The organism is Streptomyces sp. NPDC058691 (genome assembly GCF_042714775.1).
Classification (GTDB): Bacteria; Actinomycetota; Actinomycetes; order Streptomycetales; family Streptomycetaceae; genus Actinacidiphila.
Map to the genome: position 1 here is coordinate 123,388 of NZ_JBHXSO010000007.1, position 25,396 is coordinate 148,783.

The window sequence follows — 25,396 nt, forward strand, 5'->3', positions numbered from 1 at the left end:
TGGTGAGACTGTAGGGCATCGGTGCCGGCGAGCGTCGCGCGGTGTTGCGAAGTGTGGGTAAACGTGATGCGTGCGTACGCAAGCAAGCGATGGGGTGAGATTGACACTGTGGCGCGTGTCAACCTTGTGGAAGGTGCGCCGCCGAGTCAGGTGGGCCGCCGTGGCGCCGGCCGGCCCGCGGGCGGAGCCCCGTTCCCGCGGTGGCAGCCAGGCGCGACGCAAGCGGTCTGATTAGGCTGAATGTGACACCTACCTGTCGGTGGTCCTCGCCGCGGAACCATCGACGGCAGCCGATCTGCAGTCGACGCCGGACCGCGGGCGTCGCTCGCGTGACGGGACTGAGAATGGGCAATTCTTCTGCGAGCCGCCTTCCGCCCGGCGACGAGAAGATCGCGGGGTTCGTACTCGATCGCCACGGCCTGGTCTCCGCTTGGAGCGCCGCAGCCGAGGACCTCTTCGGCTACACATCGTCCGAGGTCGTCGGGCGGCCGGCGGCCGAGTTGTGGCCGGAGGCGTTCGCGCACGGCTCCGGAGGTGCCGAAGGGCCGACGCGGGTGGTCCCTGACGGTCACCGTGCGGTACCGGCCCGAGGCGAGGGACCATTCGCCGATGTCGTCCTCCACATGTCGCGACTGCAGGAGCCCGGAGGCCAGGGGGCAGGGGGCTCCGTGGTCGTCGCGGTCCCCGTGGGCCCCTGCGCGGCCGCGGACGGGCAGGCGCTCTTGGAGGCGCTGTTCACGCAGGCGCCGATCGGCATAGCGGTCTACGACCGGGACCTGCGTGTCGTGCGGGTCAACACCGCTCTGGAAGCCGTCCACGGATTCCCCGAGGAACACGCCCTCGGCCGGACCATCACCGAACTCCTGCCGGGGCTCGATGCCTCGGCGATCGAGCGCAGGCTCAGGAAAGTGCTGGAGACCGGGCAACCGATCGTCAATGCGGTCCACCACGGGCGCACACCCGCCGACCCTGACCGGGACCATGTGTGGAACGTGTCCTCCGTGGTCCTGACCGGCCCGGACGGCCGCGTCCTCGGCGTGACGGACCTGATCATCGACATCACCGACCGGTACCAGACGCGTGAGCGTCTGTCGCTCATCGGCGAGGCCGCGGTCCGCATCGGTACGACGCTCGACGTGCAGCGCACGGCGGAGGAACTCGTGGAGATGCTGGTCCCGCGATTCGCCGACGTCGCGGTGGTGGACCTCTTGGAGAGTGTGATGGCCGGGGCGGAGCCGGAGCCGGAGCGGACGTGCACCGGTCCGGTCGCGGTGCGTCTTGTCGCCCGAGGGGCCGGGAACCCGGCTGTCTTCGACGGGCTGGCGAAGGTCGGGGAGTCGCGCAGGTACCCCCCGGACTCCCCGCATGTGCAGAGCCTCACCGACGGGCAGCCGAGGCTGATTCCCGATCTCGACCTGCATGCCGCATGGCGGCGGCATTCCGCCGACGAGCGGATCCAGCGCATGCTCGATTACGGGATCGGCTCCTTGATCCTCGTCCCGGTGCTCGCCAGGGGCGCGACCTTGGGCTTCGTGCATCTGTACCGGAGCCACAAGAACCCCTTCGAGGCGGATGATCTCGTTCTCGCTCAGGACGTCGTCGCGCGCGCCGCCGTCTGCGTGGACAACGCCCGCCGCTACACGAACGAGCACGTGGCCGCCCTCACCCTCCACGCGAGCATGCTGCCCCGCAGCGTCGCGGACCAGAGCGCGGTCGAGGTGGCCCACCACTACCGGCCGTCCCGAGTGCACGCGGGAGCCAGCGGCGACTGGTTCGACGTGATCCCGCTGTCGGGCGCCCGGGTGGCCCTGGTCGTGGGCACGGTGCCCGGTGAGGGGTTCCAGGCGGCCGCGTGCATGGGGCATGTCTGTTCCGCGATCCGTACCTTGGCGCAACTGGACCTCACCCCCGACGAGTTGCTCGGTCAGATCGACGAGATGGTGCCGCGTCTCCTGGAGCGCGAACACGCCACCGGGTCCGCGCCCGTGGTGGAGGCGCTGAAGGGTGCCACCTGCCTGTACGCCGTCTACGACCCCATCTCGCGACGGTGCGTCATGGCCAGTGCCGGCCATCCCCCGCCCGCCATCGTCCGCGAGGCAGGGGGCGTCACGTTTCCCGATCTGCCGGTCAACAATCCGCTCGGTCTGGGGGATCCGGTGTTCGAGCCGCTCGACATCGAACTCGGCGAGGGCAGCACCCTGGTGCTCTGCAGCCAGGACGTCCTGCACCGCACCGACAGCACCGACCCCCTGGTCTCCCGGCTCGGCACGGTCATCGCCGGCCGGAGCCGTCCGCTCGACGACACCTGCGGCGCGATCGCCGAAATGATCGCTCCCCACCTCACGTCGGACAACGGTCTGGCGGTTCTCCTGGCCCGGACGCGCACCCTGGACCCGGAGAAGGTGGCCACGTGGACCGTGCCCCCCGTCGCGGGGGCGGTGGGCAACATGCGCTCACTCGCGCGACGGCAACTCGACCAGTGGGGCCTGGAGTACCTGGCCTTCGACATGGAACTCATCGTCAGTGAGCTCATCACCAACGCCATTCGTCACGGCCAGGATCCGATACGACTCCGGCTGGTGCTCGACCGGACGCTGATCTGCGAGGTCAGCGATGCGGCAAGCACCTTTCCCCACATCCGCAGGGCGGCCACCACCGACGAGGGCGGACGCGGGCTCTTCCTGGTCGCCCAATGCTCCCATCGCTGGGGAACCCGGTACCTTCCCGTCGGCAAGACCATCTGGGCCGAGCAAGTGCTGGATCCGGTCGCGTCCTGAGAATCTGACTGGCTGTCAGGGATGCCCGGTGGCGGTCCGGCGGCGCGCGAGAATGATCCCCCCGAGCCTGCTCTCGGCCGATGTGAGGGTTTTGTGGTCCTCGACGGCGAAGCCGGCGTCGTCGAGCCACGCGATCAGCCGGCCGTGCTGCCGGCGATGGACATGGACCTTCATCGGGTGGCCGCCGTAGCCCTCGGTCTTCAACCGCGACTCGTCACCGACGTGGAAGCCGAGCAGCAGCGGCCCACCGGGCCGGATCACTCGCCGGAAGTGCGCGAAGACCGAGCCGATCTCGTCGTCGGGGACGTGGATCAGCGAGTACCAGGCGATCAGCCCGGTCATCGAGGCGTCGGCGAAGCCGAGGTCCGTCATGGAGCCGAGCTCGAACCGGAGGCCGGGGTGGTCGCGTCGCGCCACCTCGATCATCCCGGGCGACAGATCGATCCCGAAGGCGTCCAGGCCCAGTTGACGCAGGTGAGCCGTGACCCTCCCCGTCCCGCATCCCACGTCCGCGACGGGCCCGCCGCCTTGGGCACGCACCTTTTCGGCGAACAAGGCGAGGACCGCCCGCTCCTCGGGCGTCTCGTCGAGGAGGTGCCTGGTCAACTGCGCATAGCTCTCGGCGACGGTGTCATAAGACGTCCGCGTGTCTTCCAGCCAGCCGTCGGCGTTCAGTCCATCTGCCACGACCGCAGGCTACCCAACGCGGTCCCCGTCCGGTTTCCGGTTTCCGGTCGGCCGCGGGCCGCGGGCCGCGGGTCACGCCTGCGTGGCCGGCAGGATGGTGAAGTTGCCGCGGAAGACGTTGTTCGGGTCGTATTCCGCCTTGATCCGGCGCAGCCGCTCCAGCGTGGCGGGCGGGAAGGCCTTGGTCAGCGCGGAATCCTGGGCGTGGCTCTCGAAACTCAGGTACAGGCCGTCGAAGTCGATGTCGTCCCAGCGCCGGAAGTCGGCGGCGCTGCCGCGGGGGACCACGGCCAGGGAGAAGTTCTGCGTCCGGTGGGCGTAGGCCGTGGCATCGGCCGGAGTGTCGTTGACCGCCCCGCCCACGCTGCGTATTTGGAAGTAGCCCGTCTCGCCTTCGTCGAACATCCGGCTGATGACGCCGGTGGTGCGGTCGTCCAGGTGTTCCACGAGTGCGGAGCGGAAGTTCGGGCCCGCGTGCCCGTCGTGCGGGTTGTTCTGCGGGGCCATGAACGCCGCGTACGGGGTGATGGCGGCCTGCTGGTCGAGGACCGGCGCCAGATTCAGGAAGGCTTCCAGCGCCTTGGTCGCGCGGCCGGTGTCGTCGTCGGCCCACAGGATGGTGGTATGGGCGATCCTCCGGCCGCCCTGGGCCGCCACGACGAGAAACGGCGTCAACTCGCGAGGGCTGTTCTCCGTGAGGTCGCCCCACGCCCGCAGGAAGGCGCCGAGGTCTCCGACCTCGTGGGCGAACCGCGCGTAGATCACGTCGCCGAGTTCGACGGCCTCGATGTCGAAGGACGTGACGATGCCCATACTGGCGCCGGCTCCCCGCAGCGCCCAGAAAAGGTCGGGGTTGGTGTCCGCGTCCGCGCGCACGACCCGCCCGTCGGCCAGCACCACTTCGGCGCCCTTGACGTGGTCGATGGTCAGTCCGTACGAACGGGACAGGAAGCCCACACCGCCGGCCGTCGCCAGTCCGCCGACGCCCACGTCTCCGAAGTCACCGGAGCTGATGGCCAGTTGTGCCGGGGCGAGCTTCTGCGCGACCTCGCCCCAGCGGGCTCCGGCCCCGATCCGGACCAGACGCCGCTCCCGGTCGATCACCTCGACGCTCTTCATCGCCCCCAGGTGGATGACGATGCCGCCGTCGTTGGTGGACCTCCCACTGATGCCGTGGCCGCCGCTGCGGACGGCGAACGGCACGTCCTGCGTCCGGGCGTAGGCGAGTGCGTCGGCCGTCTCGGCCGCGTTCGAGGGCCGCAGCACCAGACCGGGTGCGCCCGCGGTGAAGTAGGTGGAGCGCACGCTCGCGTAGGCGCGGTCGCCGGGTTCCACCGCCCGCGCGGCCAGCGAGGCGGGCAGGGCCTCGTAGCCGATGCCCGGAATCCGCTTGGCGAGGGCGGCCGCGGATCGTACCGGGCCGGTGCGGGTACCGGCCGAGGCCCGCTCGGCGGCGACGGCCTCGCGCACGGCGGGTGCGATCTCCTCGCCGAAGACGGCGATGTCGGACGGGTTGTCGGAGCCGAGGACGATCGTGTCGAAGCCGTGCTCCAGGACCAGCGGGAGAATGCGCTCGATCCAGTCGTCCGCCGGGCCCTGCCACGGTTCTGCACCCCGCCCGATGCCGCCGAAGATGTTGAGCACCCGGCGGATCTCACGCGGGTCGCGCCCGTTCTCAGCCGCCGCGTCGTCGATGATCTTGTTGCTCTCGCCCATGTCCGGCGAGCTGACGTAGTTGATCGTGGGAATCCAGCCGTCCGCCTTGGCGCCGGTCAGACGGAGCATGCGCGGCTTGTACGCGCCGAGCCAGATGCCCATCTCATGAGCCGGGGCGGGCCCCCGCTTCGCGCCGTCGACCGTGTAGTACGTGCCCTTGATGCGCAGCGCCGCGCGTTCGTTTTCATCCCATATGCCGCGTATGACGTCGATCGCCTCGCTCAGTGCGCTGACGCTCTCGCCGATCGTGCGGTCCGGGCCGCCCATCGCCACAATCGCGTCCCGGAAACCGCCCGCTCCCAGGCCGAGTTCGACGCGTCCGCCGGAGAGCAGGTCGAGGCTGGCGGCGGCGCGGGCCAGGACCGCCGGCGGCCGCAGCGGCAGGTTGGCCACATTGGTGGCCAGACGGATCGAGGTCGTCCGGGCTGCCACCCAGGACATCAGGGTCCAGGTGTCCAGAAAGCCGTTCTGGTACGGATGGTCCTGGTACGAGACGAGATCGAGGCCGACCCGTTCGGCGAGCAGGGCGAGGTCGACCACCGCCTCCGGGTCGCGGTTGAGCGGTGTGACGAAGGAGCCGAACTGCAGGTCGCGGCCGTAGTCGGGCATGAAGGTCTCCAGGTGTCGGCCGTTGTCTGGTGGCATGTCCGGCCTATCGGCGGGCACGGCGCAGGGCCGGATCGCGCGCTGGTCGGTGCAATGCGGCAGAAAGCCGGTGGTCATAGGGGAAAAATGGACCGCGGTCCGATCGGATTTCTACCACGGAAATCGACCAGGGTCTATTTCTGATCCCGCTGCGACAATGGTGACCGGTCAGACCGGTCTGACCGGGCCTACGGCTGGAGTATTAGGCCCTTTTCCCGATGTACATCGGCCCCTGGGTTTGCCAGGATCAATCCTGTGCCCGCGAGCCGGTCGTCCGCAATCCGTCATTCGAATTCGCGCGAAAATCGCCATCGAATCCCTCCGGAATTCGACAGGCGCGATGAGGGAAACTATCCGTCCACCAGACCGGAGCGCCACGCCCACAGCGCGATCTCCACCCGGTTGCGGGCGGCGAGTTTGGTCTGGATGTTCCCCAGGTGGGTCTTGACCGTGCCGAGGGACACGAAGAGCGCGGCCGCGATCTCCGCGTTGGTCATGCCGTCGGCCACCAGCCGGACCACCTCGGTCTCACGGGAGGACAGGTCCGACGTGGCCGGGGACGTGGTCCGCGGCGGCTGGACGCCCCTCAGCAGCCGGACCGTGATCGCCGGGCTCACCAGGGCCTCGCCGGAGTGGGCCGCCCGCACAGCCTCGGTGAGCAGCACCGGACCCGAGTCCTTGAGGAGGAAGCCACAGGCACCGCTGTGCAGCGCCTCGTAGACGTAGGCGTCGTCGTCGAAGGTCGTGACGACCACGATCTTGGGGGCGGCGGCGCCGGCCCGGTTCAGTTCGCGCAGCGCCTGCAGCCCGTCCATCCGCGGCATGCGGATGTCCATGAGGACGACGTCCGGGTTGAGCTGCCGGCTCAGCTCCAGGGCCTGGACGCCGTCCTTCGCCTCGCCCACCACCTCGATGTCGTCCTCGGCGCCGAGGATCAGGGAGAACCCGGTGCGGACCATGGCCTGGTCGTCCGCGAGCAGTACGCGGATGGTCATCGTGCGCCTCCTGCCGGGAAACGGGCCCAGACGGTCCAGCCCTCCGGGCTCCTGGAACCGGCGGTGAGCGAGCCGCCGAGTGCCGCGGCGCGCTCGCGCAGACCGGCGAGGCCGTAGCCGCCCCCCGACGAAAGACCGACGCGGCCGCGGCCGTCGTTGGAGACCTCGACCGTCACCGCGTCGGGCCGGGTTTCGCGGCCCACCAGGATGTCGAGGGCCCGCACGTCCTCGGCGTGCCTGCGGACGTTGGTCAGGGCCTCCATCACCACCCGGTGCACGGCCGACTGGACGTCGATCGGCACGTCGTCGAAGTTTCCGGCGATCCTCAGCCGCACCTTCACGTCGTCGCCGGTGGTGAAGTGGTCGGCGAGGGCGGCGATGTCGTCGATCGTGCCCATCGGCGTCAGCCGGGCCTGCGAGCCCGGTTCGTGCAGCAGGGCGACCATGCGGCGGATGGCGGTCATCGCCTCGTCCCCGGCCGCCTCGATGCGCTCCAGGGCGGGGAGCACCGCCTGCGGCTGCTTGGCGGCGACGCTCTGGGCGGCCTGGGCGAGCACCACGATGCCGGTGACGTGGTGCGCGACGTAGTCGTGCAGGTCGGACGCGATGCTCGTGCGCTGCGCCAGCTGCTCGGCGATCGCCTGGCGCCGGCGGCCCGTCTGGAGCATGCGTGCCCACAGGCCCGTGGCGCAGGCGATGACACCGGCCAGCGCCAGGGCGAGGGACACGACGGGGGTGATCCTCGCGGTGGAGTACTGCAGGGGTTGCAGGACCATGCCCGCCAGGAGCAGCGGGACCGCGAGCGCGGCGCGGACGGGCTCCGCCCGCCAGGCGGTCAGACCGATGACCAGCAGGGTGACGGCGGCGACGGTGAGCCCGAACGGCAGGGCTTCGTGGACGCTGGAGACGGGGTTCATCGTCGCCACCAGCACGACCGCGCCCAGGGCCAGCGCGCAGGTGCCCAGCGCCCGGCCGGACAGCCGCCAGGTGACCGTGGCGACGGCAGCCGCCAGCAGGATGACGGACGGACGGGCCAGGCCCAGATGCAGGTCCACGATCCCCAGGCCCAGCAGGACGCCAAGGCCCGCCAGCCCCACCACACCGCGCACCAGCCGCTCCAAGAAGCGGTTCGTGCTGTTGTCCACGCCTTCGTCTTCCCTACGGTCGTTCCCGGCTCCGGCTGCCCGGACGAGCGGTCGGCCCTCCGCGGTCCTCTCCAGTGTCACCGAAGCGCCTCGGACGCTCCTGAGACACCGCTCACTCCGCTCACCGCGGGAACCGCCCGATGGCGCCCGGCCCCGGCCGGGTCCGCCAGCGGGCCCCGGTCCGGGTTCCCGGTTCGGGCAGGGTCCGGGTCCGTGGTCATGAGGTCCGTGCCCGCGCCGAGCACGGCCACTTCGAGGGCGGTCAGCGTGTAGACCCGGGCCGAGCGCAGCAGCCGGTGCAGGGAAAGGGACACGGGGTGCCTCCTGTGGTGGTGGGCGGGTGGCCGGCCGGGGCCGGGAAGGGCGGCACTGACCGGCGCGCTCATGCGAAGCTCCGCTCGGTGGCCGTGGTGCGGGGAGCCGGGCGCAGGGCGCCGCGCACGAGTTCGTCCAGCAGCGCGGGATAGCTCAGCCCCTGCTGCGCGAACATCTTCGGGACCTGGGACTGCGCGGTCATGCCCGGCATGGTGTTGACCTCGTTCAGGACGGGACCGTCGGCGGTGAGGAAGAAGTCGCACCGCGCGACCCCGCGGCAGCTCAGTGCGGTAAACAGGGCCAGGGACGCCTCGACCAGTTGGTCGTGCTCGTCGGCGGAGAGCGGGGCGGGGAGCAGGAACCGGGCCCCTCCGTCGTACTTCTGCTCGGTGTCGAAGAGGCGTCCGTCGTCCAGCACGATCTCCAGCGGCGGCCCCACCGTCAGGCTGCCGTCCGCCCGCCGCAGCACGGCGAGGTCCACCTCGCGCCCGACGACCAACTCCTCGACCAGGACCCGGTCGTCGAGCCGGAGGGCATCGGCGAGTGCAGGTGCCAGGTCCGGGGCCCGCATGACGAGGGAGACGCCGTGGCTGGATCCGGCGGCGACGGGCTTCACCACGACCGGGCCGTCGAAGACCACCTGGTCCGCGTCGTCCGCCGTGACCAGGCAACCGGGGGCCACGGCGACGCCGACCGCCTCGGCCACCAGCTTGGTCGCCCACTTGTCCATGGCCAGCGCGCCGCCCCGGACCCCGGCGCCGACATACGGCACGTCCGCCAGGTCCAGCAGCGCGGCCAGCGTGCCGTCCTCGCCGTACGGGCCGTGGACGGCGGGGAAGGCCACGTCGCAGCCGGCCAGCAGTCCCAGGGCGGCGGACAGGCTCTGCGCTGCGGTGCCCGCCAGCGGCCGTCCGCCGGCGTCCTGCCACAGTCCGTCCCGGCCGATGGTGAGGGCGAGGACGTCGTAGACGGCCGGGTCGAGCGCCGAACGCACCGACGCGGCGGACGCCAGGGAGACCTCGTGCTCGCAGTTGCGGCCGCCGCCGATCACGGCGACACGGACGCGGCCGGGCTGCTTGGGCGTGGTGCGCGTCATGCGGCCACCGCCTGGCGGTGGTGCACGGTACGGCGCAGGCGCGTGCCCAGACCGGTCACGATCTCGTGCTCCAGGGTGCCGGACCAGTCGGCCCATTCCCCGACCGTGGGCTCCCCGCGGTCGCCGGGCCCGAAGACGGTGGCGATCTCGCCGGACATGGCCGGCCGGTCACCGGTGTCGATGATGACCTGGTCCATGGAGATCCGGCCGGCGACGCGGCAGCGGCGCCCACCGAGGAGGACCTCCGCCCGGCCGGACGCGGCGCGGGGGAGGCCGTCGGCGTACCCGAGCGGCAGCAGGGCCAGATGCGTGCGCCGTGCCGCGGTCCAGGTGTGTCCGTAACCCGCGCCGGCACCGGCCGGCACCGCGCGGACCGACACCACCGGCGCGGTCAGTGTGAGGGCGGGGCGCAGCCGGGTCGTCCCGGTCGGGTCGATGCCGAAGAGCCCGGCGCCGACCCGGGCGAGGTCGAAGCGGGTCCGAGTGTCGGTGAGGGTCGCCGACGTCGCGGCCAGATGCCGCCACCGGGGACGCAGCCCGGCCTGCGCCGCGGTGGAGACCGCGGCCCGGAACAGGGCGAGGGCGCGGTCGGTGCACGGGTCACCGGGGGTGTCCGCGCAGCCGAGGTGGCTCATCACGCCCACGACCCGCACCAGGCCGTTCTCTTCCGCCTCCCGCGCCCGCCGGCACAGCTCCGGCCACGCCCCGGGCTCGGCGCCGTCACGGCCCATCCCGGTGTCCAGCTGCAGATGGAGCCGCGCCGGGCGGCGCGTCCGGGAGGCGGCACGCACCACGGCGGCCAGGTGCTCGCGTCCGGGAACGGCCAGTGAGACACCGGCCCGCAGTGCCTCGTCGAACGCGGCGTCCACCGGGTTGAGCCAGCTGAGAACCGGCACCCGGAATCCGGCACCCCGCAGGAACAGCGCCTCCTCCACCGACGCGACGCCGAGCGACGTCGCGCCCGCTCCGAGCGAGGCCGCCGCGGCCTCGGCGGCGCCGTGCCCAAAACCGTCGGCCTTGACCACCGCCATCAGACGGGTGGCCCGCGCGGCGAGGAACCGGGTGTTCGCGGCGATCGCCGCAAGGTCGAGCGTCAGCTCCGGACGGTCTCCCCGCCCGGGCCGCCGGAGCGGCTCGGCGGCGCGGACGCCGGAAGCGATCGGTGGTGCGCAGTGCATGCGGTGGTGCCTTTCATGGGGTCGCACGACCGGGCCGGTGCCCAGGGGGCAGCGAGGGCCCCGGGCCGTCCGGAGTGCCGGGTCCGAGCCCGCGGTGCCTCGCGCGACCGGGGGTGTTCCGGCAGGCCGGGTAACGACGCCCGCGAGCCCGGTCCACGAGATGGGGTTCATGACCGGAAGGCTATGAAGCCCGTGCCCGCACCGGCTTCGGGCAGAAGTCGGACCTGTCCTGCGGCACTACGACTTTCGGCCGAGTGCGGACATAGGCCTTGGGTGGGAGCGACCGGGTCACTCGCCCGTCGTCACGACGGGATGATGCGCACCGCGCTCTCTCCGCCCATGGCTTCCGCCTCCTGGATGTCGCGGGCTGCGCGGTGGACGACGACGTTGCCGAGAGCAAGCGACAACTGCGTCAGGAGGACGTTGACGCCATCCTCCCAGTCGACCGGGCCGGCGCTGGGGCGGACGATGATCAGCTCCAGTACGTCCGCGGCATGCGTTGCCGTTCCCTCGATGACGGCGCCGCTCAGCGAGAGGTGTTCCGGGGCCGGGTGGAGGTGGGCGCGCACGTGTTCGCGGACCGTGTCGACGACACGGCTGTGCAGATCGGTCAGCTGACGCAGGGCGCCCCAGACGATGTGGCTCGCGACGAGACGTACGGGCTCCCCCCTGCGCCTGGGGGCGATGAGGCCGAGGAGACCGAGGCGGAAGAGCGCCGTCTCCAGCTGGGTCGTCGTCACCGCGGCGTCCTTGGACAGTTCGTCGGGAGTGAGCGGCCGGCCGGGGTCGGCGGTGTGCTGATCGACGAGTGCGGTGAGGAGCCGGCCCGAGGTTCCGGGGACCAGGGCGGACAGGGGGGTCCGGAAGTTCACGACGCGTCCCCGGGGAAGGTGCCGGCGGCGATGAGGGTGAGCGCGGCGCTGGACATGCGAGGCACTCCGTTTCCGAGGAGGGAAGGAGGAGGCGAGGAGGAAGTGAAGGGGGTCTCGCCGGCTTCGCGGGCAGTTGGCATCGACGACGAAGCCGGCGAGAGTCTGATGTCCGGACGCTACGGCCGGCTGTCCGGGATCCCGAAAGGCCGGCCGTTCATGACCGCGGTGACGGACTCGTCGAGAGTCTCGACCACCTGGAGGAATCCGGATTCGCCCCACAACGCCAGGCCCAGAACGGCGATGAACACCGCCGTCATGTGCACGGCTTCCGAGAGGTCTCCGCCCGAGAACGCGCGCAATGCCCACCCGCCCCCGCCGGCCCACGCCCGCGTCGCCTCGGCGATGGCGAATTCGAGATGGAGCGGGGCCGCGGCGGCGACTTCGTCGGCGAGCCGGACGAATCGACCGGGATTCCACTGCCTGCCGGTCAACTCCGTGATGCCGATGGTGGAGCGCAGCAGGCCATTGAGGACGGAATACACCTCTGTCCAGCCGTCCGGGCTCAGACCGGCCAGCGCGTCCCGCACCGCGATGGCGTCGTGGTGGGCATAGCCCCGGACAACGTCGATCGCGCGCTGGTGGGAGACCTTTCCCGCATGCTCGCTCATATGGCTGACACTATTGCCTACGAGAGCGGCGGAAATCGGTCTCCCGCCGCAACGCGAATCGGGAAATGGCACTAGGACTTTCGGGCCTCGGGGATTTCAGGCCCCGGAAGCGTCGAGCATGGCATCCCGGTCGACGACCTTGATGCGCTCACGCCCCTCCGGCAGGCCCAGAGTCCGCTCGTGGGCGTCCAGGCGGTGCCAGCCCTCGCGCGTGGTGTACCGGATACCGCGCTGCTCGAGGAGGTCCACGACGGCGTCGGGATCCGGGACGGGCGGAGCCGGCAGCCGGCCCGCCGCGTGGTCCTCCAGGAGGCAGGCGACCGTCTCGTTGGCATCGCCCTTGGTGTGGCCGATCAGGCCCACCGGCCCCCGCTTGATCCACCCTGTCACGTAGACCGAGGTCATGGGCTCTTCGCCGTCGAGCACGCGGCCCGCCGCATTAGGGACCGTCCCCGAGACCACGTCGAAGGGGAGCTTCGGGAGCTCGTCCGAGTAGTACCCCACCGCCCGGTACACGCTCTGCACGTCCCAGTCCGTGAAGTGTCCGGTGCCACGGGCGTTGCCGGTGCCGTCGAGCTCGGTCCGCTCCGTCCGTATGCCGGCGACGCGGCCGTGGTCGCCCAGGATTTCCACCGGGGACTCGAAGAAGTGCAGGAACAGCTTGTGGGGGCGGTCGCCAGTGTCGCGGATGGCCCAGTTCTCCAAGGTCTTCGCGACCATGTCCGCCTGCTTGTTGGCGCGCCGGGTGGCGATCGAGCCCTCGTCGTAGTCGATGTCCTCGGGGGCGACGATGACCTCGATGTTGGGGGAGTGATCGAGCTCCCGCAGCTCCAGGGGGGTGAACTTGGCCTGCGCCGGGCCGCGGCGGCCGAACACGTGGATCTCCAGCGCCTTGTTCTGCTTCAGGCCGTCGTGGACGTTCGGCGGGATCTCGGTCGGCAGCAGCTCGTCCGCCGTCTTGGCGAGGATGCGGGCAACGTCCAGAGCGACGTTGCCGACGCCGAGGACGGCCACCTTCTCCGCCGTCAGCGGCCAGTCGCGCGGGCCATCGGGATGCCCGTCGTACCAGGAGACGAAGTCCGCGGCACCGTAGGAGGCATGGAGATCGATCCCGGGAATGTCCAGCGCCCGGTCGGAGCGCGCGCCGGTCGAGAAGACGACCGCGTCGTAGAACGCGCGCAGATCGTCCAGGTTGATGTCACCGGGGTAGTCGACGTTGCCGAACAGCCGCAGTTGCGGCTTGTCGAGAACCTTGTGCAGAGCCTCGACGATGTTCTTGATCCGGGGGTGGTCCGGGGCCACGCCGTAGCGGATGAGACCGAACGGTGCGGGCATGCGCTCGAACAGGTCGATGGACACACCCGGTTCCCGTGCGGACTCGGATTTCAGCAGCGCGTCCGCCGCGTATATCCCGGCAGGGCCGGCTCCGACGATGGCTATACGGATGGGACGTGACATGGAACCAATTCCTCCCGGATGGCGACACCGCGGAACGAGCCGGTAACTGCTTTTCCGCGGCGGCACCGACTGTATCCGACCACTCCCCGCGTCTTGGAACCGGCTGATGGTCCTACGACTTTGTGCCCGGCCGATTGGCACTTCCGGTGCATGGCCCATGACGTATGGCCCATGCACTCGGCGGCCGGATGAAAATCGGACCTGGCGCCGTAAGGTGATCCAGGTCATTCCGCGGAGGGGACGGCAAGCTGTGCGGCGCAGGCCCTGCGCTCCGCTTCCCGGCTGAGTTCCGGCAGATGTTCCTTGATCCCGCACCGGACACTGACGCCGATGGGGCCCTTCCCCCAGGTCGTGATCGTCCCGCGGACCGTGCCGCCCGCGCACGTGACGGAGAACCGCGCCGTCACGAGTCGGACCCCCTCCGCCTCGACGAACCGGCCCCGCTCCGTGGTGTCCGACTCGTTGATCATTTTCCCCGTGCCGGCATCGTCATCGAGGACGAATCGGGTACCGATCGGCTCCAGGGACTCCTGCGACTGGTCCTCCAGCGCCGCCAGGGCGTCGGCAGGATCCACCCCCGCCTCGACGGCCGTGGGTGAGATCTCGGCGGTCAGCGGCCGGATCAGCCTCGGCTCGGGGGGACTTGCCGAGCCATGTGCCGGAATCCGGATTTCCTTCGCGTCCGATATCGCCACCAGGAGCCGTCGCTGTACGACCGGTCGCCACACATAGCTGTCCCCGTCGCACCGGGGGGCCGTATGCGACGGCGACGGCGACGACGACGATGTCCGGGTGCCCGCCGCGTGCGGCGGCGGCTGCTCTTGCGCGGTGCAGGCGGTGCAGGCGGTGAGCAAGGCGGCGACGCACGCGACGGCCACTGACACTGCGGATCTCAACGCGACTCCATGCATGCTGCGGCGGCCCCATAAGGCCTGGTGGCGGCCAGTGTGACAGGGCGGGGAGCGCATCGATCAGGGGGGTCGGCCCACCTCAGTGAGGTGTCCGTGCGGCCACCGCACGGGTGACTGCCGTCACGTGCGCCGGACGACCAGCACGGCGAGATCGTCGAGGTGGTTCATCGCGATCGCGGCGTCGAGGACCCGGTCCGCGGTCTCCTCGGCGTTCAGCCCGTCGTGGAGGGCTTGGGCGGCCAGTGTTCCGGTCTGCTCCAGTCCGGCTTCCAGCGAGAGGTCCGGCGCTTCGACGACGCCGTCGGTGACCATGACCAACGCGCTGTCCTTGTCGAGCGTGAAGGTCTCCTGCGGGTACTCGGCGTCGGGGAGGATACCCAGGACCGGACCGCCGGGCAGCCGGCGGACGTCGTGGCTTCCGTCGTCGTGTGCGCACATCAGGGGCACATGACCGGCGCTGGCGCCGGTGAGCCGGCCGTTGCGTGGATCGAGGTGCAGCATCGTGCAGCTGGCGAACCGCGGTGCGTCCATCTCGACGAGCAGCTGATTGGTGTGCTTCAGCACGGTGCCGGGGTTCGGCTCATGGGCGGCGAACGCGCGCATGGCGCCCCGTACCTGTCCCATGAAGGCGGCCGCGTCCACGTCGTGCCCTTGGGCGTCGCCGATCTCCAGTGCCACCTCACCGTCGGGCATGAGGAAGCCGTCGTACCAGTCTCCGCCGATCTCGAGACCGACACCGCAGGGCCGGTAGCGGGCGGCGACCTGCAAGCCCGGGAGTCGCTCGGGCAGTGTCGGAAGCATGTGCTGCTGGATTGCCGTGGCCAGCTCGATGTGGGCCTGCTGCGATCTGATGCGCCCCAGCGCCTGGCCCGTGAGCTCGGCCAGGGTGAGCATGAAGGCCCGCTCGTCCGGGGAGGAGCGGTGCCCGCTGTCGTAGGTCACCAGCCAAGCCCCGAGCGGCCGGTCGCCGCCGGGGCCGAGGGGAGTGATCGACATGGCGACGTCGGGGCCGGGCCAGGGCGGCAGCGCGGCCCCGTACGGCCAACGGCGGAGGTAGTCCTCACGACTGGGCATGAACTGCGGCTCACCCGTGCGGATCGCATCAGGCAGCGGGAGCTGGTCGTCCAGCGACACGCAACGCAGGACGTCGGCCTGCGGCGTGGAGAGTCCGCCGTCGGTGGAGACGCGGATCCGCCCGTTGTCGACGAGTGCGAGCGCCGCACCGGTACCGCCGAAGGTCGCGGCGAGACGTGTCAGGACGACCTGCCGCAACTCCTGCTCGGTACCCGTGGTGATGAGTGCGGAGGAGAATGCGGCGATGTCGTCGGCGCGGCGCCGCTCGGCCCCCAGGGCGGCCAGCATCTTCTTTCGGCGGGCCTGGTACTTGGTGTCGTCGCGGATGATGCCGAAGACCTGCTCAGGGCCGTCGTACCCCAACTGGATCCGCCGCGTCTTGCAGGCCAGGTGGTGCAAGGGCCCGTGGTCGGACCGGAATCGCAAGCCGGTCCAGGGGCCCTCGACGGCGTCCGAGCCCAGAAGCCGCCGCAGGGAATTCCGGTCGTCGGGGTGGACGTGCCGGACCACCCAGGGCAGAGACACCGGGGCCTCCGGGAACAGTGCGCCCACGCTGGACGCGCCTCCCAGCCACTCGAGCTCCTCCACCTGCGGGTGATACACGCACAGACCAAGGCCTGCGGACCTTGCCGACAGCCGGAACGGGATCAACAGGCTGCCGAGGTCGTTGTGCACGTTCAGCGAGTGCACCCACACCAGCTGTTCGCCTACGGGAGTGGTGACCGGCTGCGCCTGGACGAGGGTGACGATGGAAGCCCTCCCCGGCCTGGGAAGCTCGAGCACCTGCATGGCCACCCTCTGATTGCTCGCGTGGGTCACTATGCGCTCGACGACGCTCCGCTGGCTTGCGGGCACCAGATCCGCCAGATATCGGCCTGCACACTCTTCCGCCGGCTTGTGGAGCGCCGTGGCCAGCGCCTGGTTCACGGAGCGGACGATGCCCCCCGGGTGCACCAGAGCCGACGGCTCGGCCATTCGGAGGAGTTCGTCCGAGGCGTCCACCTGATGCTCCCTCGCGATCGCCGGGAGATCACTCTCATGACCCAATAGTCAAATCTAACCATTTGGCACGATTATCGACACTTGAGGGTCAATGGTCATAAATCGTGCCTGACCTGCTCTTTTCGATATGTTTCCGGCGACTGGTCACGCCGGGTGGAGGGCCGTCCCTGCCCGCCACCCGGAACCGGAACGCCTCCGTACGGAGCGTGCCGGGGATCCGGGGATCCGTGGCTCAGGACGCGGGGACCGCGACGGCGGCGACGAGGGCGCCGAGCACCTCCCTGAGCTGCGCGACCGCTTCGGTGTCATCGGCCGGGTGGGTTTCGGCGACGCGGGTCACAGGGCTGGGTATCGCCAGTTTGACGTCGTCCAGGATGGCGGCGCCGGCGATACCGGCGGACTTGCGGGCGTCGACCCGGGCCGTCACCCCGGCGACACCACGAGCATGTACGTGACGTACTGCAACGTGAACAAGCCGAACGGCGAGCTCACGGTCGCCGCGCCGGGGCGGCACACCGCCGATAGAGTGATCAACACGCGCCCCCTCCCGGCGTGGATGTCTCCGGGCCGGACGCCGGGCAGGTCTATCGGGAGAGGTGACGGCCGCCATGGCCGGACGGTTCGGTTACCGAAGGATCTACGAGGACATCTCGTCGCGGGACGGCAAGCGCGTGCTCGTGGACCGGCTCTGGCCCCGCGGAATGAGCAAGGAGCGAGCCCACCTGGACGAATGGCTCCGCGACGTGGCGCCGTCGACCGACCTGCGCCACTGGTACCACCACGACGAGGAGCGCTTCGCGGAGTTCCGGGACCGCTACATCGGTGAACTGGACGACGCCGACCACCGGCCGGCCGTGGAGCACCTGCGGGAGCTCGCCGCCCACGGCACGGTCACCTTGCTCACCGCGACCAAGGACCTCGACCACAGCGAGGCCGCCGTACTCGCCGAGTGGCTGGACAGCGCGGGCACCGCGAGCCGTTAGCAGCTTCTCCGGTCAATGCGGAGAAGAAGTCACTCCGCTGTTTCGTGCGTGTGAAAGATTCGATTTTTCGTCGAATGCCGAATTCGACTCGCGTTGACGGGTGACAGGGGGATCCCGCGGGCGCGGTCCCGTGCCCGGCCGAGCCGGGTTCTGCGTGGACAGGTGCTGTTCTGGCGGGAGTTGTCCGGTCGTCAGCCTGCCCGGTGCAAGCTGAATGGAGCCGCACGCTACAGGCGGGGACCTATTAGTTCAAGCCCTTTACATTTCCTCCCCGGGGATGGTCGGATGCGACCCATCGTCGACTCTGGAGGTAATGTGCGAGCCCCACTCGCCCGAAGATCCGCAGCGTCAGTTGCCGCAGTTCTCGTTGCCACCCTGATTTCCCCTGCGGCGGCTCACGGTGCCGCTCCTCCCTCCCCGGTCGCGGCGACCCCGGCTGGAAGCGTTGCTCCTCAGCGTGCTCCGGTCACGGTGACGTTGATCACGGGCGACAAGGTGACGTTCACTCAGAACATCGCTCGGCAAGCTCCCTTGCTGGACGTCGAGCGTGCCCCTGGGGCCACGGGGGCGGTGCGGGTGGCCACCGAGGGCGGTGACACCTTTGTGTATCCCGACGAGGCCATGGCCTACATCGCGACCGGCCGGCTCGACAAGCAACTCTTCAACGTCACCCAGCTGGTGGCCCAGGGCTATGACGACGCGCACACCAGTGCGCTCCCTTTGATCATTACTCACACCGAAGGCTCGTCCGCTCTCAAGTCCGGTCTCAAGTCCGGTGCCTCCAAGGGGGCGTCCGTGTCGTCGCCCGGCGCCGGGCTGCCGGGGGCGCAGACCACGTTGGGCCTTCCCTCAGTCCGTGGGGAGGCCGTTCGCGCCCGCCGGTCGGAGGCCGCCGCCTTCTGGTCCGCCCTGACCGGCGGTACCGGTGGCCAGGACGGCCGGCGGTCGGCGGCGAGGGCCGGTGGCAGCCCGGACGACGATGCCGCGACGTCGTTCGCCGCAGGGGTGGACCAGGTGTGGCTGGACGGCAAGGCGAAGGCGGCCCTGGCCGACAGCACGGCGCAGATCGGCGCTCCCGCGGCCTGGGCCGCCGGGGGTACCGGCGCCGGCGTGCGGGTCGCGGTCCTGGACTCCGGGGTGGACGCCACCCATCCGGACCTGGCCGGCCGCATCGTGGCGTCCCGCAGTTTCGTCCCGGGCGAGGACGTCGTCGACCGGAACGGCCATGGGACCCACACGGCCTCCACCGTCGCCGGGACCGGCGCCGCGTCCGACGGCAAGGAGCGGGGCGTCGCCCCTGGCGCGGATCTGCTGGTCGGCAAGGTGCTCGGCGACAGCGGCTCGGGCGCGATATCGGGGATCATCGCGGGCATGGAGTGGGCGGTGCGGACCGAGCACGCCAAGGTGATCAACATGAGTCTGGGCACGCCGGCGTGGCACACCCAGGACGATCCGCTGAGCCAGGCGGTCAACCGGCTCAGTGCAGAGACGGGCGCGCTCTTCGTCATCGCCGCGGGCAACAGTGGGAACAGTCCCTACAGTGTGAGCGCGCCGGGAACCGCGGACGCCGCCCTCACCGTGGGCGCGGTGGACGGATCCGACCACCTCGCCGACTTCTCCAGCGCCGGGCCACGCCTCGGCGACGATGCCCTCAAGCCCGACCTGACCGCTCCCGGTGTGGACGTACTGGCGGCGCGCTCGCAGTACATGAACGACGGGGGCGAGGGCTACTACCGCTCCGACAGCGGCACTTCCATGGCGGCGCCCCATGCAGCGGGGGCTGCGGTCCTCCTGGCCCGGAAGCACCCGGCGTGGACCGGGCGGCAGATCAAGGACGCGCTGATGAGCACCAGCGCCCCGACCCCCGCCTACAGTCCGTACCAGGCCGGTTCCGGGCGGCTGGACGTGGCCGCGGCGTATCTGCGGGACCAGGTCGTCGCGACCGGGTCGGTGGACGCGGGACTCGTCCCCTGGTCGTCCGGCAAGCAGCCGAAGCCGGTCGAGCGAAAGATCACCTACACCAACACCACCGACCGCCCGATCACGTTGCGGCTCTCGGTGGACCGCGGCGACTCTCCCGCCGGCGTGTTCGTCCCGGCCGTCGACCACGTCACGGTCCCGGCGCGCGGATCCGCGGCGGTCGGTCTCGTGGCGGACCCGAAGGGCCTGGCTCCCGGCCAGTACGCCGCCCAGGTCACCGCCCGTTCCGCGGCCGGTGCCGTGCACACGGCCCTGGGGCTGTCCGTCGAGTCCGAGAAGTACGGACTGACCGTCCACCTGAAGGACCGGGCCGGCAAGCCCGTCAGCGGCGAGGTCGAGATCACCGGCGCCGACGGCAGGACCACCGTCATGTGGGTCCCGGACGGCACGCTCACCAGCCGCTGGGCCCCCGGCTCGTACACCGTCGTCTCCACGCTCGACGTGGAAGGCCGCCACGGCCCGCACTCCCTCGGATACGCGGTACTGACCGTTCCCGAGCTGGACCTGACGGCCGACCGGACCGTCGAGCTCGACGCCTCGCGCATACGCCAGGTCAAGGTGGCGACACCCAAGCCCACGGTCGTCACCACCAGCAGGATCGACCTGTTCCGCTCCTTCACCTCAGGCAAGCCCACGCCCGACGACCGGCAGGCTCTGCACGAGATCCTCATGCCATCCGCCGCCTACGACAGCCTGTGGGCCCTGCCGACCAAGGGCAAGGTGAAGAAGGGCAGTTTCGTCTTCACCACCCGGATCCGGGCCAAGCAGACCCCACTGAAGATCACCTACGGCGGACGCCGTCTCGACGACACACTGCTGCTGCAGCCGGGATCCCCTCGGTTCCGGGACGGCACCGTACACGTGGACGCGGTCTTCGCCGGCGGCGGCACGCCCGCCGAGTACGCCGGCCTGACCGCCCGCGGCAAGGCCGTGGTCGTCCGCAGCAGCGCCGCCGTGGCCCCCACGAACCAGGCGGCCGCGGCCCGCACCGCGGGCGCGGCGATGCTCCTGGTGGTCAACGACGGCGACGGCCGCAAGAGCGACTGGTACGGCGCCCCGGACGGCACGACGACCGGGCGGATCCCGGTGGCCTCGCTCACCATGGACGAGGGCGAAGCGCTGATCAAGAAGATCAGGGCCGCGGGAAAGAGCCGGACAGCACTGGCGGTCGAGGCCCATCCCGCGCCGAAGTACCTGTACGACCTGGCCGATTACCACCAGGGAGGCGTCCCGGACGACCCCTCTGCCGCAACCGACCCCGGCAGCCTCGCCCGCATCGAGAACGACTTCGCCCCGCCCGCCGGCAAGCAGGTCGTCGAGAGCCGGGAGGACAGCCCGTCATACGAGTACTGGCCGGCCGCATACCCCTACGCGGTGTTCGGGTCGGTGCGGGTTCCCTCGTTCCCGAAGGAACCGGCCGCCCCCGGGCACCGCACCGACTGGGTCTCCGCCGGGAACGGCGTCAAGTGGCAGCAGTACGCGGTCGTCGACGGCTGGTCGACCTTCACCGACATCGTGGGCTTCCGGCCGCGCAGTGTGCACAGTGAGCACTGGTTCGGCCCCGTCATCCGGCCGCGGATGGTGAGTTTCGAGGTCCCGCACCGCGTCGGCGACGCCATGGGCGGAATGATCGCGGGCTTCGGCGACGGAGGGTCCGCGCACAGCGGCGACACCGGCATGATGTCGCGGAGCTTCGCGCTCTACCAGGGAGACACACTGCTGACGCAGAACGGGCCACGGCCCGATTTCGGGGTGGGCGGCCTTGCAGCGCAAAAGCTCCCCTACCGGCTCGTCGCCGACACGCAAGGGAACGCCGAGTTCACCCCCTATTCCACCACCACGCACACCGAGTGGAGGTTCCTCTCCGGCACCGCGGAAGATCAGGCCATCCCACTGGCCCAACTCGACTACGGCACGGACCTGGACCTCGCGGGGCGGGCGGAGCGCACGTCGGCCCTCTCCGTGCAGCCCGTCGTCGTCGGCAGTGACGCCGCAAGGGACGCTGTCTCCTCGGTCGAGCTCGAGGTGTCCTACGACGACGGGGCATCGTGGCGGACGCAGGCCCTGAAGGAGGACAAGGGCACCTGGCAGGCGCTGCTCCACGCGCCGGCCCGGGCCGCCTACGTGTCGATCCGTGTCACCGCCGAGCAGCGCAACGGCGGCGGCATCACGCAGACCGTCACCCGGGCCTTCGGCCTCAAGTGACCCTCGCGAGCGGTCGGCGCCCACGCCGGTGACGGCGTCGGGCACCGGCCGCTCGTCCGGATCGCGGCCCGCCTCCCGGCGGCCGAAGACCCCGGCCTCCGGCGTACGGGATCTCAGGCTTCCGGCGCGGCCTGGGACAACCGGGCCGCGGCGTCCACGTGCACAGGGAGGCCAAGGCGTTGTGGCGGATCGGGAGTTGTGGCGCGGCTACGATGCGCCCATGGCGGAGCAGTTGTACGACCGGTCCAGCCGCGAGTGCGCGGTCGGGCATCTGGATGCCCGGTTGCGGACGGCGGTTCTCGCCGAGGCCGAGAGCCGGCTGCTCGGTGACGTCGCGGCAACCGTCGTGTGCTGCGTGGAGACCCGCAGCGTGCCCCGACGCCGAACCGGCTTCGCGCGCCTGCTCGGCGGAAAGGCACTGCCCGAAACGCTGGCAGCGGCCGTGTTGCTGCCCCGGCATCTCCTGGTCGCGGTCTCCGACGCGAACACCGGCGGTGTCACAGCGCTTTCCGGGCGACTGGCCGAGATGACGGTCGCCGAAGTCGATCCGCGACTGGCGATCGACAGTGGGGTGTCGCTGTTCGCCCGCTGGTCGGACCAGCCGGAGGCCGGATCGATCCACCTCGCCCTCGGCGACGACCCCGCCGGGGCCTCGTTCCGGGAGCACCTGCGGCATGCCGTCGAGACGGCGAAGGGCAGTTGAACCCACCACTGGGACGCTCCGCGCCCCGTGACATCCGCCGGGAGCACGGAACCCTACTGGTGGGTGGTCAACCGGGTTCCGAACGTGGTGACCTCGATGAGCCCGTCACACGGCTGCAGACCGGGCTTCGAGAGGGCGATGGGGTGTGCGTCGCCGGGGACTCTGACCTCAGCGCTGACGGGTGATTCGACGACCACGGCGGTGCAGCCGACGAGGGCCGCGGCCTCGGATGGCGTCAGTCGGGTGTCCGGTCGGCGGTGTGGCGCAGCGTTGCCTCGGTGGCCTTGAGCCTGGCGAGCAGGGTGGTCAGGGAGTCGTTCCAGCGTGCGGTGCCTTGCTGCTCGGCGAGGAAGGTGCGAAGGGCCAGGATCTCGTCGGCGGCGAAGGATTCCTGACCGGGGTTGTAGGCGAACTGCAGCAGCGCGATCTCCAGCTCGTCGTATCTGGCGTGATCCGTCGTGGACAGCCACGAGCCCAGTGCCAGGGCCGCGGTCCCCTCGTCCGCGGTGCATCGCAGGCTGACCGAGGGCACTACGGCGAACTCGACCGTGGAGACGCCGTGCGGCGTGATCAGGACCACCCGGGCGTGCGTCGGTGCCGTCTGGACCGTCTCGAACCGGCAGGTGCCGCAGCTGTCGTGGCAGTCGAGGCGCGTGAGGGCGGCGTCGCCCGGCCCCGTGTCGGCCTGCGCGGCGTGTACGGGGTGCTTGCATTCCCCGCAGACAGGCATGGTGTCTCCCGTTGGTTCGCTTCGATGCGGTGTGAACCCTTCGGAGACGTCAACAAACGGAGAGTGCCTTGTCATGCCCGCCCACGGCCCACGGCCCGCGGGCGGCCGGCGCGTGCACAGGTGCGACCTACGGTGTCGAGACCGACAGTGTCTCCTCCAGCTTCGCAAGCGTCGCCCCATGACCGAAGAGGCCGGCCATTCCCCCCGAGTGCAGGAAGACCGTGCGCTGTCCGGGGCGCACCTCGCCTTCCTCGATCGCCGCGAGGAGGCCCGCCATCGCGCGCCCGGTGTAGATCGGGTCCAGCACGATGCCCTCGGTGCGGGCGGTCAGCGTGAGAGCCGCCAAGGTCGCCTCGGTCAGTGCCGCGTACCCCGTGCCGACCTGGTCAAGCCTGAGCCGCAGTGCTTCGGGCGGACAGTCGCCGCCGGACAGGCCGGAGGCCAGGTCGGCCACCGCACGTCCGGGATCGGTGACGGCTCCGCAATGGACTCCCAACACGCGTGACGTGCCCAGCGGACCGAGTAGGCCCGCCATCGTGCCTCCGGAGCCGACCGCGACGACGACCGTCGCCAGATCGGGTGCTTGCGCGAGGAGTTCCCGCCCGCACACTTCGTATCCGCGGGCGCCGGAAACGCTCGAACCCCCGAAGGGGATCAGCGACGGCACAGCGCCCTGTCGCCGCAGCCGTTCGACCACGTCCCCGGCGACGGAGGCGAGTTCCTGATCGTCGGCATCGCCGGCCCAGACGACCGTGGCGCCGAAGAGACTGTCGAGCGCGAGGTTGCCGGACGTCGAGGATCCGGGTGCCCCGGACAGCACGAGGACGACCTCAAGTCCCAGCCGCGCCCCCGCGGCGGCGGTCAGGCGTGCGTGGTTGCTTTGCGGGGCCCCCATGGTGACCAGGACGCTCGCGCCGTCGGCGAGTGCTTCTCCGCAGGTCCACTCGAGCTTGCGCACCTTGTTCCCACCGCCGCCCAGCCCGGTGAGGTCGTCTCGTTTCACCCACAGGTCGTCAGCGCCCAGACCGAGTGCGAGGGCCAGTCGCGGCATCGGTTCCAGTGGAGTGGGCCACGTCCCGAGGGCGACCCGCCGCGCAGGCTGACTTTCCGAGCTCATCGCCATCCTCGTCTCTCGCGGCTGCTGCGAGTCATCTTGCCACCGCGGTGGTCCGGAGACGCCCCCGTGGGGTGCCCGCCGGTGCTCTTGCCGGAAGCGCACCCGGCACGCCCCCCCGCACGGCACCCCGGCCGCGCTACCGCGCGTGGAGGTGGGTGCGGAAGAAGCGGATGGCGGCACTGGTGCTCGCCTCGAATCCGGCGAGGTACGGGTCGAAGTGGCCGCCGGGTACGAGGACGAGTTCCTTGGGCTCCAGGGCGCGTTCGTAGGCCCGCAGGGCCAGGTCGGTGGGGGCGACGGTGTCGTGCGTGCCCACCAGCATCATCAGGGGGGTGGGGGAGATCTGGTCGATCCAGTGGCCGGGGTCGTAGGACCGGAAGCGCCGGTTGGACTGGACGGTGACGCGGTTCTCCCACAGTCCCTCGGGCGCGCTGTGTCCCAGGTAGAAGTCGATGGCGTCGGTGGCGCGGTAGGACGCAGTCGTGGACTGGTCGTCGCTGACGAATGCCTGAGTGGCCGGCGGTTCGCCCTGGGCCTGGGCGAGTTGGTCGGCGGCGAAGGACTCCTCGAGCCGGCGTGTCAGGTGCGGCGGAACGCGCCGCCGGCCGGTCTCGGAGCCGCTGACCGTGGGGACCTGGGAGTAGACGGCCTTGATGCGCCGGTCGGTGGCGGCCAGGACGAGGGCGTGCCCGCCGGAGTAGCTGGAGCCCCAGAGGCCGATGCGGCCGGCGTCGACGGTGTCGAGGGTCTGCAGGTGGGAGATGACGCGTCGCCAGTCCTCGATCTGCTGGTAGGGGTCGATGTCGTGGCGCGGTTCGCCGCCGCTGTCGCCGAAACCGCGGTGGTCGTGGAGTGACACCGCGAACCCGGCTTCCGCCAGCTCGCGGGCGATGGGCTCGATCCCGTGGTACTTGGTGCCTCCGAAGCCGTGCGACATGGTGATGGCGGGGTGGGGTCCGGTGCCGTCCGGCAGGTACAGCCATGCGTGCAGCACGGTTCCGTCGGGGAGGTGAATGTGCTCGTCGGTGCGCTGAACCATGAGGAATCTCCTTACGAGGTGATGACCTTGCGGGATGGATGGCGGCGGGCCCGAGGCCGTCGAACGCCCTGATGAAGTTACTTGCAAAACACAAGCGCCG

General features: G+C 70.6%; 20 protein-coding genes. 4 read left to right on the forward strand and 16 right to left on the reverse strand.

Translation table 11 applies throughout. The features are described from left to right. The first annotated feature begins 344 nt into the window (after positions 1 to 344). Positions 345 to 2,777: a SpoIIE family protein phosphatase gene (locus ACFWVC_RS07480; protein ID WP_384279961.1), complete on the forward strand. Its 2,433-nt coding sequence runs from the start codon at positions 345 to 347 to the stop codon at positions 2,775 to 2,777. Positions 2,778 to 2,792: 15 nt separating this feature from the next. Here the strand turns inward: ACFWVC_RS07480 and ACFWVC_RS07485 are convergent, their stop codons facing one another. The 13 genes from ACFWVC_RS07485 to ACFWVC_RS07545 all read right to left on the reverse strand — a co-directional run bounded on the left by ACFWVC_RS07485 (position 2,793) and on the right by ACFWVC_RS07545 (position 16,966). Then, complete coding sequence (locus ACFWVC_RS07485; protein ID WP_384280129.1) at positions 2,793 to 3,452, reverse strand: class I SAM-dependent DNA methyltransferase; 660 nt, start codon at positions 3,450 to 3,452, stop codon at positions 2,793 to 2,795. A gap of 84 nt (positions 3,453 to 3,536) precedes the next feature. After that, on the reverse strand, positions 3,537 to 5,825 hold the full coding sequence (locus tag ACFWVC_RS07490) for an LLM class flavin-dependent oxidoreductase (RefSeq protein WP_384279965.1): 2,289 nt from the start codon (positions 5,823 to 5,825) through the stop codon (positions 3,537 to 3,539). Between the two features lie 350 nt (positions 5,826 to 6,175). After that, positions 6,176 to 6,820: a response regulator gene (locus tag ACFWVC_RS07495; protein WP_384279969.1), complete on the reverse strand. Its 645-nt coding sequence runs from the start codon at positions 6,818 to 6,820 to the stop codon at positions 6,176 to 6,178. Continuing rightward, positions 6,817 to 7,965 carry a sensor histidine kinase gene (locus tag ACFWVC_RS07500; RefSeq protein WP_384279974.1) on the reverse strand — a complete coding sequence of 383 codons (1,149 nt, stop codon included), beginning with the start codon at positions 7,963 to 7,965 and terminating at the stop codon, positions 6,817 to 6,819. Before ACFWVC_RS07500 ends, ACFWVC_RS07495 begins: the two co-directional genes overlap by 4 nt. A 77-nt stretch (positions 7,966 to 8,042) precedes the next feature. Continuing rightward, a complete protein-coding gene (locus ACFWVC_RS07505; RefSeq protein WP_384279979.1) occupies positions 8,043 to 8,279 on the reverse strand; it encodes a hypothetical protein in 237 nt (78 codons plus the stop codon). Positions 8,280 to 8,347: 68 nt separating this feature from the next. Next, on the reverse strand, positions 8,348 to 9,376 hold the full coding sequence (locus ACFWVC_RS07510) for a D-alanine--D-alanine ligase (RefSeq protein WP_384279987.1): 1,029 nt from the start codon (positions 9,374 to 9,376) through the stop codon (positions 8,348 to 8,350). Further along, a complete protein-coding gene (gene alr / locus ACFWVC_RS07515) occupies positions 9,373 to 10,554 on the reverse strand; it encodes an alanine racemase (protein WP_384279992.1) in 1,182 nt (393 codons plus the stop codon). Before alr ends, ACFWVC_RS07510 begins: the two co-directional genes overlap by 4 nt. A 302-nt stretch (positions 10,555 to 10,856) precedes the next feature. Further along, the gene (locus tag ACFWVC_RS07520) at positions 10,857 to 11,426 is read right to left on the reverse strand and encodes a hypothetical protein (protein WP_384279996.1); all 570 of its coding nucleotides are present in this window, start codon (positions 11,424 to 11,426) and stop codon (positions 10,857 to 10,859) included. A gap of 176 nt (positions 11,427 to 11,602) precedes the next feature. Next, entirely contained in the window at positions 11,603 to 12,094 is a 492-nt protein-coding gene (locus ACFWVC_RS07525) for a hypothetical protein (RefSeq protein ID WP_384280001.1), read from the reverse strand. Between the two features lie 96 nt (positions 12,095 to 12,190). Next, positions 12,191 to 13,552, reverse strand: a complete 1,362-nt coding sequence (locus ACFWVC_RS07530) for an FAD-dependent oxidoreductase (protein WP_384280004.1) — start codon at positions 13,550 to 13,552, stop codon at positions 12,191 to 12,193. 224 nt (positions 13,553 to 13,776) lie between these two features. Beyond that, positions 13,777 to 14,430: a hypothetical protein gene (locus tag ACFWVC_RS07535; RefSeq protein WP_384280007.1), complete on the reverse strand. Its 654-nt coding sequence runs from the start codon at positions 14,428 to 14,430 to the stop codon at positions 13,777 to 13,779. 153 nt (positions 14,431 to 14,583) lie between these two features. Next, positions 14,584 to 16,539 (reverse strand): SpoIIE family protein phosphatase, encoded by a 1,956-nt coding sequence (locus ACFWVC_RS07540; RefSeq protein ID WP_384280012.1) that lies wholly within the window; start codon positions 16,537 to 16,539, stop codon positions 14,584 to 14,586. Between the two features lie 232 nt (positions 16,540 to 16,771). Next, the gene (locus tag ACFWVC_RS07545; RefSeq protein ID WP_384280016.1) at positions 16,772 to 16,966 is read right to left on the reverse strand and encodes a hypothetical protein; all 195 of its coding nucleotides are present in this window, start codon (positions 16,964 to 16,966) and stop codon (positions 16,772 to 16,774) included. 181 nt (positions 16,967 to 17,147) lie between these two features. Between ACFWVC_RS07545 and ACFWVC_RS07550 the strand changes: the two genes are divergently transcribed. The 3 genes from ACFWVC_RS07550 (at position 17,148) to ACFWVC_RS07560 (ending at position 22,410) form a co-directional block, all read left to right on the forward strand. Beyond that, complete coding sequence (locus ACFWVC_RS07550; RefSeq protein WP_384280020.1) at positions 17,148 to 17,522, forward strand: DUF488 domain-containing protein; 375 nt, start codon at positions 17,148 to 17,150, stop codon at positions 17,520 to 17,522. Between the two features lie 471 nt (positions 17,523 to 17,993). Beyond that, positions 17,994 to 21,707 carry a S8 family serine peptidase gene (locus ACFWVC_RS07555; protein WP_384280024.1) on the forward strand — a complete coding sequence of 1,238 codons (3,714 nt, stop codon included), beginning with the start codon at positions 17,994 to 17,996 and terminating at the stop codon, positions 21,705 to 21,707. A 220-nt stretch (positions 21,708 to 21,927) separates the two neighbouring features. After that, on the forward strand, positions 21,928 to 22,410 hold the full coding sequence (locus ACFWVC_RS07560) for a hypothetical protein (RefSeq protein ID WP_384280027.1): 483 nt from the start codon (positions 21,928 to 21,930) through the stop codon (positions 22,408 to 22,410). Positions 22,411 to 22,645: 235 nt separating this feature from the next. On the opposite strand, the gene ACFWVC_RS07565 is transcribed toward ACFWVC_RS07560, so the two are convergent. The 3 genes from ACFWVC_RS07565 to ACFWVC_RS07575 all read right to left on the reverse strand — a co-directional run bounded on the left by ACFWVC_RS07565 (position 22,646) and on the right by ACFWVC_RS07575 (position 25,296). After that, positions 22,646 to 23,140 (reverse strand): hypothetical protein, encoded by a 495-nt coding sequence (locus ACFWVC_RS07565; RefSeq protein WP_384280029.1) that lies wholly within the window; start codon positions 23,138 to 23,140, stop codon positions 22,646 to 22,648. A gap of 127 nt (positions 23,141 to 23,267) precedes the next feature. Then, positions 23,268 to 24,263 carry a pyridoxal-phosphate dependent enzyme gene (locus ACFWVC_RS07570; protein ID WP_384280033.1) on the reverse strand — a complete coding sequence of 332 codons (996 nt, stop codon included), beginning with the start codon at positions 24,261 to 24,263 and terminating at the stop codon, positions 23,268 to 23,270. A 130-nt stretch (positions 24,264 to 24,393) separates the two neighbouring features. Further along, a complete protein-coding gene (locus ACFWVC_RS07575; protein WP_384280037.1) occupies positions 24,394 to 25,296 on the reverse strand; it encodes an alpha/beta hydrolase in 903 nt (300 codons plus the stop codon). Between the last annotated feature and the right edge of the window lie 100 nt (positions 25,297 to 25,396).